Origin of the sequence: Clostridium frigidicarnis (assembly GCF_900111985.1) — a bacterium.
Taxonomy (GTDB): Bacteria; Bacillota; Clostridia; order Clostridiales; family Clostridiaceae; genus Clostridium_Z; species Clostridium_Z frigidicarnis.
Genome location: NZ_FOKI01000058.1, coordinates 1 through 15,814, shown reverse-complemented (window position 1 = coordinate 15,814; position 15,814 = coordinate 1). Strand labels below are relative to the sequence as shown.

The following is a 15,814-nucleotide window of genomic DNA, read 5'->3' as shown; positions in this document are numbered from 1 at the left end:
AATTGCAAAAGAAATTTTCAATGAGTACAATTAGGGTTTTATGAATTGAAAATTGGTGCAGTCACTTTTGTCCTTTATAGGATATTATAAAATTTCAAACCTGTGGATAACTTTGATAACTATTAAAATATATAGATTTTTTAGTTGAAAACTTTAATGAGTGATAAGTTAAAAGTGACAAGTTGCAAGAGTTTAAGAAATTGACAAGTGACGATTGAAAATTGACAATTCAAGGATAAATCTTCTAAGGAAGATTTTAAAATTTAAAAAATATAATTTAGAGAAAATCTGTGATTTTCAACCTGAACTTTCAACTTTCCGCTCTCAACCTTCAACTTTATATTTAGGAAGTCCATGACTTCCAACAATAATCGTCAATTGTCAATTCTCAATTGTCAATTAAAAAAGGGCGTAGCCTTTTGTTCTATTACATGGCATCTTTCTACTTGTTATTTTATTTCATGTGCTTTATTAGAAGACTTCCGTAATTATTTTGAAGGGGGGATAAAATATGTCAATATATTTAAAAAAGCCTTTGGAAGGCTTAAATCTTTTAGAAAAAGGAAGTATAGAATACTCTATAAGTTTAAAGAAACCTAAGAATTTGAAAAGTATAGGAATTTTAAATTTAATGCCAGATAAATATGAAACGGAAGCACAATTTATAAAAATATTTGATTCTATGAAACAACCAGTGTATTTAAGATTCTTAAGAATTAAAAATCATGAATTTAAAAACATTAATAAATCGTATTTAGAAAATAGCTATGAAACTCTTGAAGATATAAAGAAAGAAAAGTTAGACAGTATAATTATAACTGGGGCACCCTTAGAAAAGTTACCTTTTGAAGATGTAAATTACTGGAGTGAACTTCAAGATATCTTTAATTTCATTGAAGAAAATATAAAGACCTCCTTTTTTATATGTTGGGCTGCCCAAGCTGCATTATATCATTATTATGGTATTAGAAAGCATATAAGTGATAAAAAGACTTTTGGAGTGTACAAACATTATAAAATTGGAGAAGAGAGGATTTTGGATAATTTAAAATTTCCTTTAAATTGTCCTCATTCTAGATATAGTGGGATTTTAAGGTCAGACTTAAAAAATAATCATGGTCTTAAAGAACTTTTGCATTCCGAGGAAGTATGGGAGCTCTTATTGTCTGATAAAAATAAGTTTTTTATGTTAGGTCATATTGAATATGACAGAAATGTTTTAAAGAAGGAGTACTTTAGAGATTTATCAATGGGGATAAAGTCACAAACTCCTAAAAATTATTTTCCAATGGACAACATTAAAGAAGAGCCAACCTATAGTTGGAGGAATGAAGGTAAAGTTTTATTTAGTAATTGGATTAAATATTATGCTTAAGGCAAATTCAAAAAAATAACAAGTCAGTATGCTAGTATATTTGACTTTTTATTTTCTTTCATATGCCTAATTAAATAGAGGGGTGAATTGTATGAACTATGCATTACTAGGTTATGGAGTAGTTGGCACAGGGATAGTAGAATTAATTGAAAAAGCAAAACAAGATATAGATTTATATAAGAATGTAAACTTAAAAGGTATTTTAGTAAAGGATGAAAATAAACATGTAAATAAGAGATATTTAGAATTAGTTACAGAGGATATAAACAATATTTTCTCAGAAGATATTGATGTTATTATTGAAGTAATGGGAGGGGTTAACCCAGCTTATAAATATGTAAAAATGGCATTAATAAAGGGAATACATGTGATTACTGCCAATAAGGATTTAATTGCAGAGCATGGAAGTGAACTTTCTAGAATAGCTAAAGAAAATAATGTAACAATAAAACTAGAAGCAGCCGTAGCTGGAGGAGTTCCAATAATAAAGCCTTTAGTAGACTCCCTAAGTAGTAATAAGATACTATCTATTAAAGGAATACTTAATGGCACAACAAACTTTATATTAACTAAAATGTATTATGAGGGAATAAATTATGATGAGGCATTAAAGGAAGCTCAAAGATTAGGGTTTGCAGAAGCTAATCCAGAATCAGATGTTATGGGTTATGATACAGCAAGAAAGCTATCTATATTATCTTCTATAGCCTTTAATGGAATAATATATTGGAAAGATATATCAATTGAAGGAATATCAGATTTAGATAAGGAAGACTTTTTATATGCTAAAAAACAGAACTGTTGTATAAAGTTAGTGGCTTACAGTGCTAAAAAGGAAGGGAAGATATACGGAGGGGTCAAGCCTATGTTAGTAGATTCTAGGTCTGAATTTTTTGGCATAAATGATGAAGTTAATTCTGTTGTTTTAGAAGGTGATGCTGTAGGAGAACTTACTTTTACGGGAAAAGGTGCAGGAATGTTTCCTACTGCTTCTGCGGTGTGTAGTGATTTATCAGATATAATTAATAGAAATTTTATCCACAGCATAAAGTACTCACATAATAATTATTCAGTTGAAAAATATCTTCCTAATGAATGTGAAGCATTAATAAGAATAACTACTGAGGATATCAAAAATACTAAAAAATTATTAGAATTAAATTTCAATGAAATACTAGAGATACCTTCATCAAAGAATAATGAAATAGCAGTTGTGGTTAGAGTAAATTCAGAGATAGAGATGGAAAATAGATTAGATAATATTAAGAGCTACCCATATGTATCTAAGGTAAAAAGCCTAATAAAGTTTGATATGTTGGCTAGTTAATACTATAAGATGCTAAATTTGGTCGGTGGAAAATAGCCTCAATGTATGTATTAAAAACCATATAGTATATGATATAATATAGGTGGAAAATAACTAGATTTAAGGGGGGAATATGGGAAGTATTTTTATAATTTTGTTAGTTGCGAGTATAGTTTTTGGAATAAATAAACTTCTATTTATTGATGCCCCTAAAATAAAGTTAATGTTTGTAAGTGTATTTTTTATTATGATAGGTAGTAGTATTTTATTAATGTTTCATGATGTTAATGAAAATATTAAAATAATACCAAATATTATTTCATATGTTTTTATATATTTAGGCAGTATTAATGGATTTACAGTCTTAAGAAAATTATAAAAAAGAGATTAAGTTAATTAAAATGGAACCTATGAATAGACTATTTTTTATAATTGTCTATACTATAGGTTCCATTTTATTACTATGATGTTTTTTATTCTAATAATTATCACTTCTTATTTTTTTGATTTTACCATTGATAAGAGTTAGATATTAAATAAAATTGAAAGCGCCAGAAAAAAAACTAGTGCTTATAATACTTTTTAGTTATAAGCATTAAGTTTTTTACTTTATTCTACTGTAACAACACAAGTAACAGTATACTTACCAATCTTTGTTTTACTCCTATATGGGTAGGTGGTATTAGATTTCATGTTATAAATAAGTCACATTTATTATTGACAAGTAAAAAGTCAAGTGATATATTTATAACATAAGTTACAAATATATCACTTTGGAGGGGATATTATGAAAAAAAGGGTTAGTTTAAAAGTATGGATGATTATAAAAATTATACCTGCATTATTATTAGTTCTATTCTATTGGATGTTGGTAAATAAAAAGTACAATCCAATACACACATATTTGCAATATGCCATATTAGCATGTATGTTTATAAGTTTGTATATAGTAGAAAAGAATAGGGACGTAGTTGATGAATATACAAAAGAAATTCTTAGTAAAACAAATACTGTTTGTTTGAAGTTATCTTATGCCATTTTCGGTATTTTACTTTTTCCTTGTGCACTAAATACAAATTCAATGGTTATAGGATATGGAATAGTGATTAGCTTGTGTATTCTTACCGTATTACGTAGTATTATCTTTTGTGTCCTTGATTCAAGGGGGATGTAATAATGCCTAGATTAATAACTAAAGTTAAAGAATACAGAGAAAGCTTAGGAATGAAACAAAGTGAATTGGCTGAATTGATTGGCGTAAGACGAGAAACAATAGTTCATTTAGAAAATGGAAGATACAATCCTTCACTTAGAATGGGAATGGATATTGCAAAAGTATTTCATACAACAGTTGAAGAATTATTTAAATTTGAAGATTAATAAATAAGGAGATGAAGCTGCTATAAAAGTGCCGCACAATGGTAATATTGACCACTGACAATTTACAATTGATGTAAGCCATTTTTGCACAAATTATTATCGAATTCAAATTTAACATATAGATATGAGTTTAACTAAAATCGTAGTGAAAGATATATACGATAGCATGAAAGGCGTGTGAGAATAATGAGTAAAAATAAAATACAAAGTGTAGAAAGGAAAATTCAACCGAAAAGAGTTGGATTTACTAAATTTTTGTTTGATTGGTTAATTCCTTTAATTGTAGCTGTTATATTGTTTCTCTTAGTAAGAAACTTTTTAGTGTTTAAGGTAAAAGTACCTACACCATCAATGGTTCCAACAGTAGAAGTTGGGGATCAATTTTTTGCTACAAAAGTATATAATCCTGAAAGTATAAAAAGAGGAGATATAGTAGTATTTAAGTCGGAAGAATTTGTAGAGTTATTGATGAAAAGGGTTATAGGACTACCAGGAGATAAAGTAGATATAAAGAATGGTGGTAAGGTATATATTAATGATACAGAATATGTAGAAGATTATGTTAAAAATCCAAGTGATAAAGAGGGTTCTTTTATAGTTCCACAAGGAAAGTATTTAATGCTTGGAGATAATAGAGCTAAAAGTGATGATGCTAGGTATTGGAAAAATCCGTATATAGATGGAAGTAATATTCAAGGTAAGGTAAGAATTAGAGTATATCCTTTTAATAGAATTGGTTATATCAACTAATTCATTGTCCATTTAAACATTATTAGTGTATATGTTGCAATTAAAATTCTACATTTAATTAAATAACCATAATAATGATAAGTTAAAAGTAATTTTAAAATTAGATTGTAGAAAGCATATTACAACATATATACCTATATATTTATTAAAAGGAGGTCTTACAATTTATGAAAAAAATACTTTCAACAATTTTACTAAGTTTATTAATTTTTATATTTATATTTATAGACTCTCAGTCTTCTCCAGATAGTAAAAATATTATATTAGGAATCTATATTATATTTCCAATTATTTTCATTATTCAAGGTATTATTTCTTCAAACTCAATAAAAACTATGTTAATTGGACTATTATTATCATCCATATCAGTGATGATACCTATTTGCATGTGGTATAATATGGATAGTATGATTGTACCTGTAATAATATACAATTTATTAGGTATACTAGTATTTTTTAAACGATATGGTAAGTCACATGAAAGAAAATAACAAGTCAAAAATGCCATGTATATTTCGTGCCAAACAAGGAGGTGATATTAGTTCGTAGTACAGGCTATGGGCTAAGATTACTGACCTAGTATGACACGAAATAGATTAGCATACTAATTAGTTATTTTTTTGAATGTGCCTAAATACTATAAAAATATAATAGAAATTTTCTGAAAAAAAGCTTTAAACGTATGTCTATGCCATACATTTAAAGCTTTTTAAAATGAAACCTTATGATTTTTTCCATAATTTTAATTTAATTATCTATAAGAAAACCTGATATTATATAATCTTTTGCATTTAATTTATATATTGTTTGTGGGATATCTTTATTATCTTGTTAAACTTAAATAGATATATGATTTTCAGTATACATTTTAAAATTCGTTACATGTAATTTAAAGCAGTTTATATGAAGCATGGGCAAATACTACAGATTAACATTAAATACCCTTAAAATCCTTTTTAAAAGGATTTTAAGGGTATTTAATGTTGAGCGTATGTTTTTTATGGGATGTTTCTAGTTTAAGATTTATAAGATGTAATAAAGTGTTGAAAGAAAATATTTAAATTGATGTTTCATAAAAATCATCTTCCATTGCATTTAATAGATTGGTATTTATCTATTTAAAATGTATCTACTATATTATAACTTTATTTTGATATTACAGGAATAAATATGTATTTGGAAAGGTGGTAATTCATTAAGATTTAATAAAAAATAAAACGCTGAATTTTTAATAAAAAAGATTAGGAATAGAGAGGTTGTGGTGCTCCTTCTTATTCCTATTCTTATATATATATTCTTATAAAGTTCTTATAATATTCTTATCATGTTTTGAAACCATTGATATATAAGGGCTAGAGTAGGTTTTTGGTTCATGAGAATACTCTATAAAGTTCATGAATTGACTATAGTTTGAACCATGGTTATACTATAGTTAGATCCTGAGAATACTCTATAATGATCTTGAAAATACTATAGGTATGGTACTGTGTGTATAAATCATGATGTGCATAATGTTAATAAGTGCTTCGAAGTCAGTAGATTAAACGGTTTTAATTATTGATAACTTGTGCATAACTAGGATATTTATGAATTTTATATGCAGTATAGTATATTGAGGATCTAGGGTTTTTATTACTAAAACTCTCAACTCAAAAAAAGAGTATGGTAGAATGGAGAACGCTAATTTTAAGAGGTTCATCATATGGATTTAAATAGATTAAGTTGAAAATTGAGAGATGAAGGTTGAAAATTTTAAAGAGTGACAAATTACAAGTTGCAAGTTATAAGTTGCGGATAAATCTTCTTAAGAAGATTTTAAAAATAAAAAAATAAATTAAAGAAAACCTGTGGTTTTCAACCTGAACTTGTCACTTGCCACTTTTAACTTGTCACTAAAAAGGGTGTAACCTTTGGTCAATTGTCAATTGTGAAATCTCAATTATCAATTCAAAAAAAGAGTATGGTAGAATGGGGAACGCTAATTTTAAGAAGTTTATAATATGGATTTAAATAGATTAAGTTGAAAATTGAGAGGTGAAGGGGGAATTAAAAATGAATGATGATAAACAACTAAGTATGGTAGATCAAATTGAAAACATATTTAATGGAAATTCAATAGAACAACAGTATTTTGAGGAACCACAGGAGCAAACATACAAAGGAATGAAACCTTCTAACAAAGTAAAGGTTTTAAGAATACCAGTTGATGAAAGCATACTAGAAGGAAACTTAATTGAATTGCCATTTATAAGTTATTACAAGGAAAAGGAACCTTTAACAGCCATTGAATATGTGTGGAAAGACAGTAAAGGTATAGAAAAGAAAATAGAAGTTAGAGGTAGTAAATGGGGCGTTCCAGATGAATATTGTTTTGATGTATTAACAGCATTATTTAGACTTCACGTTAAACAAAATAAGTGCGTTGAATTTGATATGGAAGAAAAAAAGTGGAACATGAATAAAACAATACATTTTTCATTAAGCGAACTTGCTAGAGAGATGGGGTATAAGAGCCTCGGAAAAAATGTGTTTGATAAATTAGATATAGCATTAGAGATATTAAATGATACAACCATATATAATAAAGCAGGTGGAAGTTTTTTAGATGTAAAAGAAAAAGAGTATTTGACTACTGAGAAGAAAGAATCTACTAGAATCGTAACTAATTACAAAAGTTATAGATATAGTAAGCTTAGAGAAGGGCAAAAGAGAATTAATTATAGAGAAATAAAGGATATGACAAGTGTCGTAATTGATGATTTTATCTATGAAAGCTTATGTAATTCATATTTTAAAATTTTTAACTATGAGGAATATAGGCAACTTAAAATGGGGATAGCTAAAAAAATATATTTACTTTTAAATAAATGGAGAGCTAAGAGAAAGAGAATTTACTTAACATGGGAAACTCTTTATCAAAAGATACCATTAACAGATAAAAAGCCTGAAAAATATAGAAGGAAAAGAATAAGGGAAGCCTGTAAAAAACTAATAGATATAGGCTATATAAAAGAAGTTCATGAGAATAGTACTGGATTAGAATTTGTTTTTGGTGATGGTATTGAAGAATTAAAGGCTAATGAAGATGTAAAATCAATTGAAAGTAACAATGAAAATAAATTTAATACAATTTACGATATACTCATGTCTCTTAATGATGTTCATATGGATAGTTCAATAGTTCAAAGAATATTAAGCAATGTAGATATGAATAAAATCAGAGAAACATTAATAAAGATTGAAGGAAAAGAAAATCAAGTTAAGAAAAGAGAATTAGAATCTTTACTATAGTAGTTTCAAGAACTTTAGACAGTAATTTTTTATTTATAGTAGAATGAAGGACTTATGTTATACAATAAAATATAAAAATTTAAAAGGCTAAGATATTTATAAAGCCTAAGGCTAGAGATCCTATACTAGTTGAGAGTGAAGGATGAAATCTTATTAGGAAGATTTTTAAAATGAAAAAATAAATTAAAGAAAATCTGTGATTTTTATCCTAAACTTTCAACTATCCACTTTCAACTAAAAAGGGCACAGACACTTTTTTATAGTATTACTATAGTAGTTTCAAGAACGCTAAAAATTCACTAGATACCACATGAAGAACAAACATGTGGTATCTGGTGAATTTTCGTATAAGTTAAAAACCTTATATTAGCTGAAATTTAAGAGCTTATAGTTAAGGATGAAATCTTATTAGGAAGATTGGAGTTAATTGAGAATTGAGAATTGAAGGATAAATCTTCTAAGGAAGATCTTTAAAATGAAAAAATAAATTAAGGAAAATCTGTGATTTTTATCCTAAATTTTCAACTCTTAACTATCCACTTCCAACTAAAAAGGGCGCAGACACTTTTTTATAGTATTACTATAGTAGTTCCAAGAACGCTAAAAATTCACTAGATACCATATGAAGAACAAACATGTGGTATCTGATGAATTTTCATATAAGTTAAAAACATTATATTAGTTGAAATTTGAGAGCTTATAGTTAAGGATGAAATCTTATTAGGAAGATTGGAGTTAATTGAGAATTAACGATTGAGAATTGACAATTGAGAATTGACAATTGAAGAAAATATGTGATTTTTAACCATAATTTTCAATTCTCCACTCTCAACCTTCAACTTCATAGTCAGGAAGTCTGTGATTTCTAACAATAATCGTCAATTGTCAATTCTCAATTGTCAATTTAAAAAGAGCGTAGCCAATTTTTAATAGTATTACTATAGTAGTTTCAAGAACGCTAAAAATTCACTAGATACCACATAAAGAACAAGCATGTGGTATCTGATGAATTTTGCATTAAATTTATAGAACGATATTGTAAAGATATTATTTGTTTAACACATAAAAACCTTGAAAAATACAGGAGAATAAGGAATTCATCTTAAAAAATTAGAAATTCACGCTGTACTATAGTAGTTTGGAGAACTTATAAAAAACAATAGAATACAACATGAAAAATCAAACATTTGGTAATATATTGTTTTAATTTTTGTATTAAAACAATATATTTATACTTAAAATAATACTGTTTGATAAGAAATGAATAGAAGGTACTATGGTGTCCACCTGTAACTTTTAATGATATTGTTGATAGAGGAATTTGCATGCTGCATTATTGATTATATTTCAAAATATTCTATAAAATTAGATAGGTTATCTGATGACTACCACGTGAATTGAGATTCGTTCGATAAATCAACATTTAGCGAAGTTTTTAATTTTAAGGTTAATATTGTAAAATAATACTTATATGTGAAATTGTAATAAAATATTACTAAGAGTAATATTTTAGGGGGTGGGAGCCATATGGATAGGGATGAATTTAACATGCTAAATGTAGAGCAACAAGTTAATTATATAAATAGTAGGTTAGATGAAGATTTAACTTTAAGAGATGTTATAGAGAGGAAGTTAAATTTACCTAGAAGCACTATAAGAAATAGATTTACTAGAAATAGATATGTTTTTAATAAAAGAGTAAATAAATATATAAAAAATAGTGAAGTTAAGGATTCAAAAGTAAAAAATAATATAAATACGAATCTACCTAAAGATGAAAGTAAGAAAACTCAAAGGAGTAATGTGAATATTACCAAAAGTAATACAGTAGTGGGTCCGTTTGATTGTAAAGATAAAAGTAATGCAAATGAAAAGGATAATAAATTTGAAAATATTCAAGAAGGTAATATAAATATTACTAAAAGTAATATGGAAATATACTCACTTGAAAATAGTGAAATTAAGGATTTAAGAGAACTTTTAAAATATAAGGATAATATATTAAAGCTCTTAGGGAATAAATCTTTAAATAAAGGAAGTGCTATTGATATATCTGAACTTAGTGGAGATTTAAAAGTTAAGACAATTAAGATTTACGATAACGTTTTAAAGAAATTTAATGAATTTATAAATTGCCATAAAGAATTTAAACAGCAAGATATTATAAGTTTAGCTTTAAAGGAATTTTTAGATAGACATAGTTAGATTCAAATAAATGTCTTATTTGAACCTATTTTAAATTAAAATTTAAGAGTCTTAATCTATTGAAAATAATTTAAAAGTACATTTACCTGTAGAATATATTTTTAAAATGACAACAGTTCAAAATAATTAATGCTGTTATTTATTAGATGAATTAAACAAAAAAAATAAGGGAATTTTAGAATATTTAAATTTATCTTCTAAAAAATATAAGAATTTATATTCTCTAGAATTAAAGAATATAAATTCTTAGTGCTTTCTTTATTACTTAATACATATAAGTTTCATAAATAAAACTCATTAATATTATTTAGCTTAATCAAAAATCTGAAGTAAATTTAATGTTAGTTTTTAATTTGAAATTTAATCAAACAACACATCAGTGTAATTAACAACTTTTCCATCTTTCAATTCAAAAGCTATGTTTTGAATAAATGAATGTATCCCTATATTGTTTATAAGTCTATAACATATAATTTCATTACTTTTATTTAAATTTGCTTTCCATAATGGTTCTGCCTGGGAATAGTCTAAATTTGATTCACCAAAAATATTCTTTAAGTCATTTTTAGAGATATTTTTAAAGTTAATTTTATTTTTCGTATCCACCCACATTAAAGCTCTATTTTCTAAATTATTTTCCCAATTTTTTTTTGTATAAATACACTTTGAACCTATATATAGGTTAGCAAGTGTATTTATAAACACTATTATTAAGAAAAAATAAAATAACCTTTTTATAAATATTGATGATGTTTTCACATTATAAAATGCAGTATAAAACAAAACAAAAGGTAATAAAATTAAAGTTTCAAATATGAAAATATCTTTAATAGTTAGTTGAATAGGATATAAAATTATTATTAATATAATGGCCTCAAAAAACATGGAAACTATTGATATATATTTAATAATTTTTAATTTATCAATTAACATTTATTAATACCATACTTATTTTAAATTTAGAAAAATAGGATCAACAGTTCCATTGTTAATATCCATTAAAACTTTACGCATTATATCTTTGTTTAATTTTAAATTCTTATTTTCAAGAGATGCTGACAAAATAATATCATCTAATTGTTCTTCTACATCATATTGTATAGCTGATCTCATTAAAAGCTTTGATGATGGAATAACAGCAGCTATACTATCCCACACCCATCTATTTGAGTCAATACTACGCTCTCCAATGTCTATAACAGATGTATGTACAAGTATTTTATCTCCTAACCCTAAAGGTAAGTACTTAGCAATTTTATCTGGATAAACATGTCCCAAAATTTCCACTGCCATAGATAAATCAGTTATATCAATGTTTTCAGAATAAGTTTTATAATATGTTAACTTAACCATTTTTGAAACATTTAAACTACCTTTATGAGCTTCTGATAAATATGATTTTAAGCTATCATCATTATTTATACGTACAATTTTAGGTTCAACTCGATATAATATATCAGATAGTGTAGCTGCTAATGCAGGTGCTGTAATACTAAAAAGTAAAGCAAAACTTATAGCTATACATGTTAAAAATTTAAATGTTTTATTTTTCATATAACCCCCACCTTTAAATAATATTATATTTAATACAATACCACAAATATAATATTATAACAATATTTTACACATTTTTAAGATAACTACAATATTTTTATCAATATTCTTTTAAACAAAAACGCTAATATAATATATAAAAAAATATGACTCCTATATTCTTTATAGGAGTCATATTTTAGAAACTATTATTATAATAGCTGTAAATAATATTCACTAAGCATTTTTCTTTTTAAATACATATTTTATTAAAAGTATAACAACTATTAAAACTATTATCCATCCAAATGTTGATACCCCAAAATATAGTACACTTTGCCAAATATTTTCCCAATTAACTGAATCAGACATGCTGGAAGACCAAGTGAAAAGAAATTATCTATAGAAGAAAAGTATAAATGTCTTAAGGCTCAAAATAACTTATTAAAAGCTAAGAATGAATTATTTTAAAAAATACAATACCTAATATGCCTCCTGTTCAATACAGAAATCATCTTCTCAATTATGCCTAGACTTTTTTTAATTGTCCTTGACAAAGAGTATATTTTACGATGGGATACTGACAAGTGCAGATAAAAAAAGATGGCATACTAGTACAATAAACAAGATATTGAGAAATGAAAAATATATGGGTGACGCCTTGCTCCCAAAAACATATACGGTGGACTTTCTTACTAAAAAGAGAGTTACAAATAACGGTGTTGTGCCTCAATATTATGCAGAAAATAGCCATGAGGATATAATTCCAAAAGAGATTTTTATGCAGGTTCAGGAAGAACTAATTAGAAGAAGTACAGGCCGTATTAGTATCAGTGGCAAGAAGACAAACTTTAGCTGTAGCCATTCCATTCTCACAAATTGTTTTCTGTGGGGAGTGTGGAGAGATATATCGCAGAGTTCATTGGAACAACCGTGGCAAGAAATCTATTGTTTGGAGATGCATCAGCAGATTGGAGAACACGGGCCTAGTTTGCAATTCAAGGACGGTGTTTGAGGATTTATTAAAGGATGAAGTTATAAAAGCAATTAATGATTTGTTGGGGCAAAAGGATGATTTTTTAGAATTTCTTAGCAATAATATAGAAATAGTAATTAATGAACAGGATACCACTGCAGTAGCTGAAACAGAGAAAAAGCTAGAAGAATTACAAAAGCAACTATTAATACGGGCCAATTCTAAAGAGGTTTATAATGACATTACTGACGAAATTTATCGCCTGCGAGAAGAAAAGCATAATGCTTTAGTAGAAGAGGCAGAAAAGAAAGCAGTGGGTCAAAGACTTATGGATATGACAGCTTTTCTAAAGGAGCAACCAATGCTTATAGATGAATGTGATGAGCAGTTAATAAGAAGATTGATTGGGAAGAGTATGGTGTATGAGGATAAGATTACGGTAGAATTTAAGTCTGGGGTAGAGGTTGAGGTGGAGATGTAAAAATTAGAATGCTTAGAAGTACCTTGTGGGTTGATGAAACTTGCAAGGTGCTTTTAAATTAAGGTCCAAAACATATTTGTAAAAAAGTATATGAAAAAATTTCACATTAGTGTCATGTTGCGTTAAAATATTTTTTATATGGAGGCTTTAACTTAAATCCATAAAAAGGATATTTGGTTCTTAACCGAGCATCGGTATAAGAAAAATCAAGATTCCAGAAGCGGTCGATGATATCCCAAGTAGGGTGAGCTATCACATTAGGATTCGGATAATATTTACGAAGATTAGTAACAACAAAGTTTTGGTTTTATGTCAATATATTGGACACAAAAAGTCAAACTTTTTAAGCTGCACTTCTAGCTAATAATTCGCATTGATTTGGAGTCATATAATTAAGAGCAGAGTGTAGCCTTTTCCTGTTGTACCAGCCTTCAATATATTTAAAAATAGCAAGATTTGCTTCTTCGAAGGTACGATATGTATTTCTATAAATTTCTTCTTTTTTTAATGAAGAATGAAAAGATTCTATATAAGCATTATCGTAAGGACAGACCTTTTTACTAAATGATTGTGTAATATTAAAATCTTTACATAGCTCTTTTAAATCATTGCTAGTGTATTGGGAGCCTAAGTCACTATGAAATATTAATTGTTCATTTTTATCAGGAGCTTGGTTATAATAAGCATTTTTTGAAGCTTTAACAACTAAATCATTAGTCATTCTCTTTCCGAAAGCGTAGCCAATATTTTTTTAGAATGTAAGTCAAGAACTGAAGCTAAATAGCACCAACCATCTTTGATAGTATGAATATATGTAATATCTCCAACCCTCTTTTCATTAATAGAATTAGTTGTAAAATTTCTTTTTAAAACGTTTTCCAAATCTTCTGCTACTTTCTTATTTGAATGAGACTTGTATTTTTTTACAGTTATTGAACAAAGAGCAAGTTCAATCATACGCCTTTGGATTCTCTTTAATGATACCTTAAATTCTTCTGTTTTAAGTATATGATGAATCCTAGGAGCACCATATATTCCTTTATTATCTTTATAAGTTCTTTTAATAGCTATTTTTAATTCCTCATTTTCTTTTTCTCTGATAGATTTAGTTTTATCAGAAGATTTGTAGTATGTGCTTCTGGCTACGCCTAGAACGGTACACATAGTCTTAATGTCATGGTTATCTTTATTGATATCTATAAATTCTATTACTACATCTAATTTCTTGTTGCAAATATGGCCATAGCTTTTTTTAATATTTCATTTTCCTCTTTAATTTTTGCCATTTCCCTTTTTAAGGCTTTAACTTCTTTCAATGTCATAACTTCATTTTCATCTATTTTAATTTCTTTTACATCTTTAATCCAGCCATTGATTGTTGATTTTGCAATGCCATATTCGTTACTTATCTCTGATAAGCTCATTCATGATCTATATAGATCTACTATCATATTTTTATATTATTGATCGTATCTTTTGCCCTTTCCCATATTGGACACATCTTTTATTAGCTAAATATTATTTTACTTAGTTCGTCTTAATGTGTCTACTACTTTATACTAACACCACTATTAATAGTATCTTTAAATGTCTAAATACTCTTTGCTCTATCTCCTAGTTTTTCTTTAGCATTTTCTAACTTAACCATATTTAGTAGACTATTAAACGCTTGATGTTGATTTAATCCATTCTCTTTAGCAAATTTCTTGAATTGTTCCAAATCATCTTCATTTAATCTCATACTTTACATCTATTTATCTATAAAATGAATTATTATTTTTTTAATATCTATATAGAAAATCAAAAGTGTCAAAAATGCACGTGGTTTTAGGGACATATATCCCTTTTAAATATAGTAAAACAGGCTAAATGTCCTCAAATGAGAAACATTTAGCCTGTTTTATTATATTTATTTTATATTAACGTCTTAGTTAAGCCATTTTATAAGATACCACAATAATCATTATGTTACTTTTGCTATAAATTCTACAGCTATTGATGATATTATTCAATATTGGATTAAGTTATTTGCCGCGGTTAAAAGTATAGTTAAAAACCTCCATTTATAAGATTTATAATGAGCCTAAAAAAATATACCTAAAGCAACTTTTAATAGTTACAATTAAAGAGAATATTATTTTAACAAAAATAAAAACGTTTTCCTATGCAATAATGTTGTAAAATGTCGCAATACACATGGAAATGTTGTAAAAAAAACTAAAAGCTTTAAAAATTATGAGTATTTTTTACATTTTTAGCAACCTTTATATGATATTATGGTTAAGTAAGGAAGATTAGATATAATAATACATCATTAGTCATATTTTCATATATAAATACAGCATTGGCTATTGAAAATTTTTATTGTTCATAAAAAATACTTATATATTTTGAATACATATTTGAAATATATAAATATTCTTTATGATATAGATTATCAATTCTTCTATGGAAAAAGATTAAGAATTTTTAAGTAATTAAATATATATAGAAAGGTGGAAAAGAAAAAAATGAATA

The 15,814-nt window shown here is 26.6% G+C and carries 14 protein-coding genes and 2 pseudogenes; 11 read left to right on the top strand and 5 right to left on the bottom strand.

Annotated features, from left to right (window positions below):
- Positions 1–511 precede the first annotated feature (511 nt).
- The 9 genes from BM119_RS18235 (at position 512) to BM119_RS18195 (ending at position 10,307) form a co-directional block, all read left to right on the top strand.
- Complete coding sequence (locus BM119_RS18235) at positions 512–1,375, top strand: homoserine O-acetyltransferase/O-succinyltransferase family protein (RefSeq protein ID WP_090043143.1); 864 nt, start codon at positions 512–514, stop codon at positions 1,373–1,375.
- 91 nt (positions 1,376–1,466) lie between these two features.
- Complete coding sequence (locus BM119_RS18230) at positions 1,467–2,702, top strand: homoserine dehydrogenase (protein ID WP_090043142.1); 1,236 nt, start codon at positions 1,467–1,469, stop codon at positions 2,700–2,702.
- A 112-nt stretch (positions 2,703–2,814) separates the two neighbouring features.
- Positions 2,815–3,060 carry a hypothetical protein gene (locus tag BM119_RS18225; protein ID WP_090043141.1) on the top strand — a complete coding sequence of 82 codons (246 nt, stop codon included), beginning with the start codon at positions 2,815–2,817 and terminating at the stop codon, positions 3,058–3,060.
- A gap of 408 nt (positions 3,061–3,468) precedes the next feature.
- Positions 3,469–3,855 carry a hypothetical protein gene (locus tag BM119_RS18220; protein ID WP_090043140.1) on the top strand — a complete coding sequence of 129 codons (387 nt, stop codon included), beginning with the start codon at positions 3,469–3,471 and terminating at the stop codon, positions 3,853–3,855.
- Positions 3,856–3,857: 2 nt separating this feature from the next.
- Entirely contained in the window at positions 3,858–4,061 is a 204-nt protein-coding gene (locus BM119_RS18215; RefSeq protein WP_177199496.1) for a helix-turn-helix transcriptional regulator, read from the top strand.
- A 186-nt stretch (positions 4,062–4,247) separates the two neighbouring features.
- A complete protein-coding gene (lepB, locus tag BM119_RS18210; RefSeq protein ID WP_090043139.1) occupies positions 4,248–4,811 on the top strand; it encodes a signal peptidase I in 564 nt (187 codons plus the stop codon).
- Positions 4,812–4,978: 167 nt separating this feature from the next.
- Positions 4,979–5,302, top strand: a complete 324-nt coding sequence (locus BM119_RS18205) for a hypothetical protein (RefSeq protein ID WP_090043138.1) — start codon at positions 4,979–4,981, stop codon at positions 5,300–5,302.
- 1,561 nt (positions 5,303–6,863) lie between these two features.
- Positions 6,864–8,102, top strand: coding sequence for a hypothetical protein (locus tag BM119_RS18200; RefSeq protein WP_090043137.1), 1,239 nt, complete (start codon positions 6,864–6,866; stop codon positions 8,100–8,102).
- Positions 8,103–9,629: 1,527 nt separating this feature from the next.
- Positions 9,630–10,307, top strand: a complete 678-nt coding sequence (locus BM119_RS18195; RefSeq protein WP_090043136.1) for a hypothetical protein — start codon at positions 9,630–9,632, stop codon at positions 10,305–10,307.
- 360 nt (positions 10,308–10,667) lie between these two features.
- Here BM119_RS18195 and BM119_RS20085 read toward each other — a convergent pair whose 3' ends face one another.
- The 3 genes from BM119_RS20085 to BM119_RS20475 all read right to left on the bottom strand — a co-directional run bounded on the left by BM119_RS20085 (position 10,668) and on the right by BM119_RS20475 (position 12,212).
- On the bottom strand, positions 10,668–11,240 hold the full coding sequence (locus BM119_RS20085) for a hypothetical protein (RefSeq protein ID WP_090043135.1): 573 nt from the start codon (positions 11,238–11,240) through the stop codon (positions 10,668–10,670).
- Between the two features lie 15 nt (positions 11,241–11,255).
- A complete protein-coding gene (locus BM119_RS18185) occupies positions 11,256–11,861 on the bottom strand; it encodes a hypothetical protein (RefSeq protein WP_090043134.1) in 606 nt (201 codons plus the stop codon).
- Positions 11,862–12,077: 216 nt separating this feature from the next.
- Entirely contained in the window at positions 12,078–12,212 is a 135-nt protein-coding gene (locus tag BM119_RS20475; protein ID WP_278336806.1) for a hypothetical protein, read from the bottom strand.
- A 172-nt stretch (positions 12,213–12,384) separates the two neighbouring features.
- Between BM119_RS20475 and BM119_RS20525 the strand changes: the two are divergent.
- Both BM119_RS20525 and BM119_RS18180 read left to right on the top strand, forming a co-directional pair.
- A pseudogene (locus BM119_RS20525) lies at positions 12,385–12,630 on the top strand (recombinase family protein); the annotation flags it as partial.
- Between the two features lie 43 nt (positions 12,631–12,673).
- Entirely contained in the window at positions 12,674–13,297 is a 624-nt protein-coding gene (locus tag BM119_RS18180) for a recombinase zinc ribbon domain-containing protein (RefSeq protein WP_242948467.1), read from the top strand.
- Between the two features lie 343 nt (positions 13,298–13,640).
- Here BM119_RS18180 and BM119_RS18175 read toward each other — a convergent pair.
- Both BM119_RS18175 and BM119_RS20080 read right to left on the bottom strand, forming a co-directional pair.
- A pseudogene (locus tag BM119_RS18175) lies at positions 13,641–14,748 on the bottom strand (IS3 family transposase).
- A 140-nt stretch (positions 14,749–14,888) separates the two neighbouring features.
- Positions 14,889–15,038, bottom strand: a complete 150-nt coding sequence (locus BM119_RS20080; RefSeq protein ID WP_177199495.1) for a hypothetical protein — start codon at positions 15,036–15,038, stop codon at positions 14,889–14,891.
- Positions 15,039–15,814 lie beyond the last annotated feature (776 nt).

Excerpts from the sequence above, each read along its gene's own strand:
- BM119_RS18215 (WP_177199496.1), top strand. The coding sequence starts at position 3,858 with ATGCCTAGATTAATAACTAAAGTTAAAGAATACAGAGAAAGCTTAGGA.
- BM119_RS18225 (WP_090043141.1), top strand. The coding sequence starts at position 2,815 with ATGGGAAGTATTTTTATAATTTTGTTAGTTGCGAGTATAGTTTTTGGA.
- BM119_RS18185 (WP_090043134.1), bottom strand. The coding sequence starts at position 11,861 with ATGAAAAATAAAACATTTAAATTTTTAACATGTATAGCTATAAGTTTT.
- BM119_RS18235 (WP_090043143.1), top strand. The coding sequence starts at position 512 with ATGTCAATATATTTAAAAAAGCCTTTGGAAGGCTTAAATCTTTTAGAA.
- lepB (WP_090043139.1), top strand. The coding sequence starts at position 4,248 with ATGAGTAAAAATAAAATACAAAGTGTAGAAAGGAAAATTCAACCGAAA.
- BM119_RS20085 (WP_090043135.1), bottom strand. The coding sequence starts at position 11,240 with ATGTTAATTGATAAATTAAAAATTATTAAATATATATCAATAGTTTCC.
- BM119_RS18230 (WP_090043142.1), top strand. The coding sequence starts at position 1,467 with ATGAACTATGCATTACTAGGTTATGGAGTAGTTGGCACAGGGATAGTA.
- BM119_RS18220 (WP_090043140.1), top strand. The coding sequence starts at position 3,469 with ATGAAAAAAAGGGTTAGTTTAAAAGTATGGATGATTATAAAAATTATA.
- BM119_RS18195 (WP_090043136.1), top strand. The coding sequence starts at position 9,630 with ATGGATAGGGATGAATTTAACATGCTAAATGTAGAGCAACAAGTTAAT.
- BM119_RS18205 (WP_090043138.1), top strand. The coding sequence starts at position 4,979 with ATGAAAAAAATACTTTCAACAATTTTACTAAGTTTATTAATTTTTATA.
- BM119_RS20475 (WP_278336806.1), bottom strand. The coding sequence starts at position 12,212 with ATGTCTGATTCAGTTAATTGGGAAAATATTTGGCAAAGTGTACTATAT.
- BM119_RS18200 (WP_090043137.1), top strand. The coding sequence starts at position 6,864 with ATGAATGATGATAAACAACTAAGTATGGTAGATCAAATTGAAAACATA.
- BM119_RS20080 (WP_177199495.1), bottom strand. The coding sequence starts at position 15,038 with ATGAGATTAAATGAAGATGATTTGGAACAATTCAAGAAATTTGCTAAA.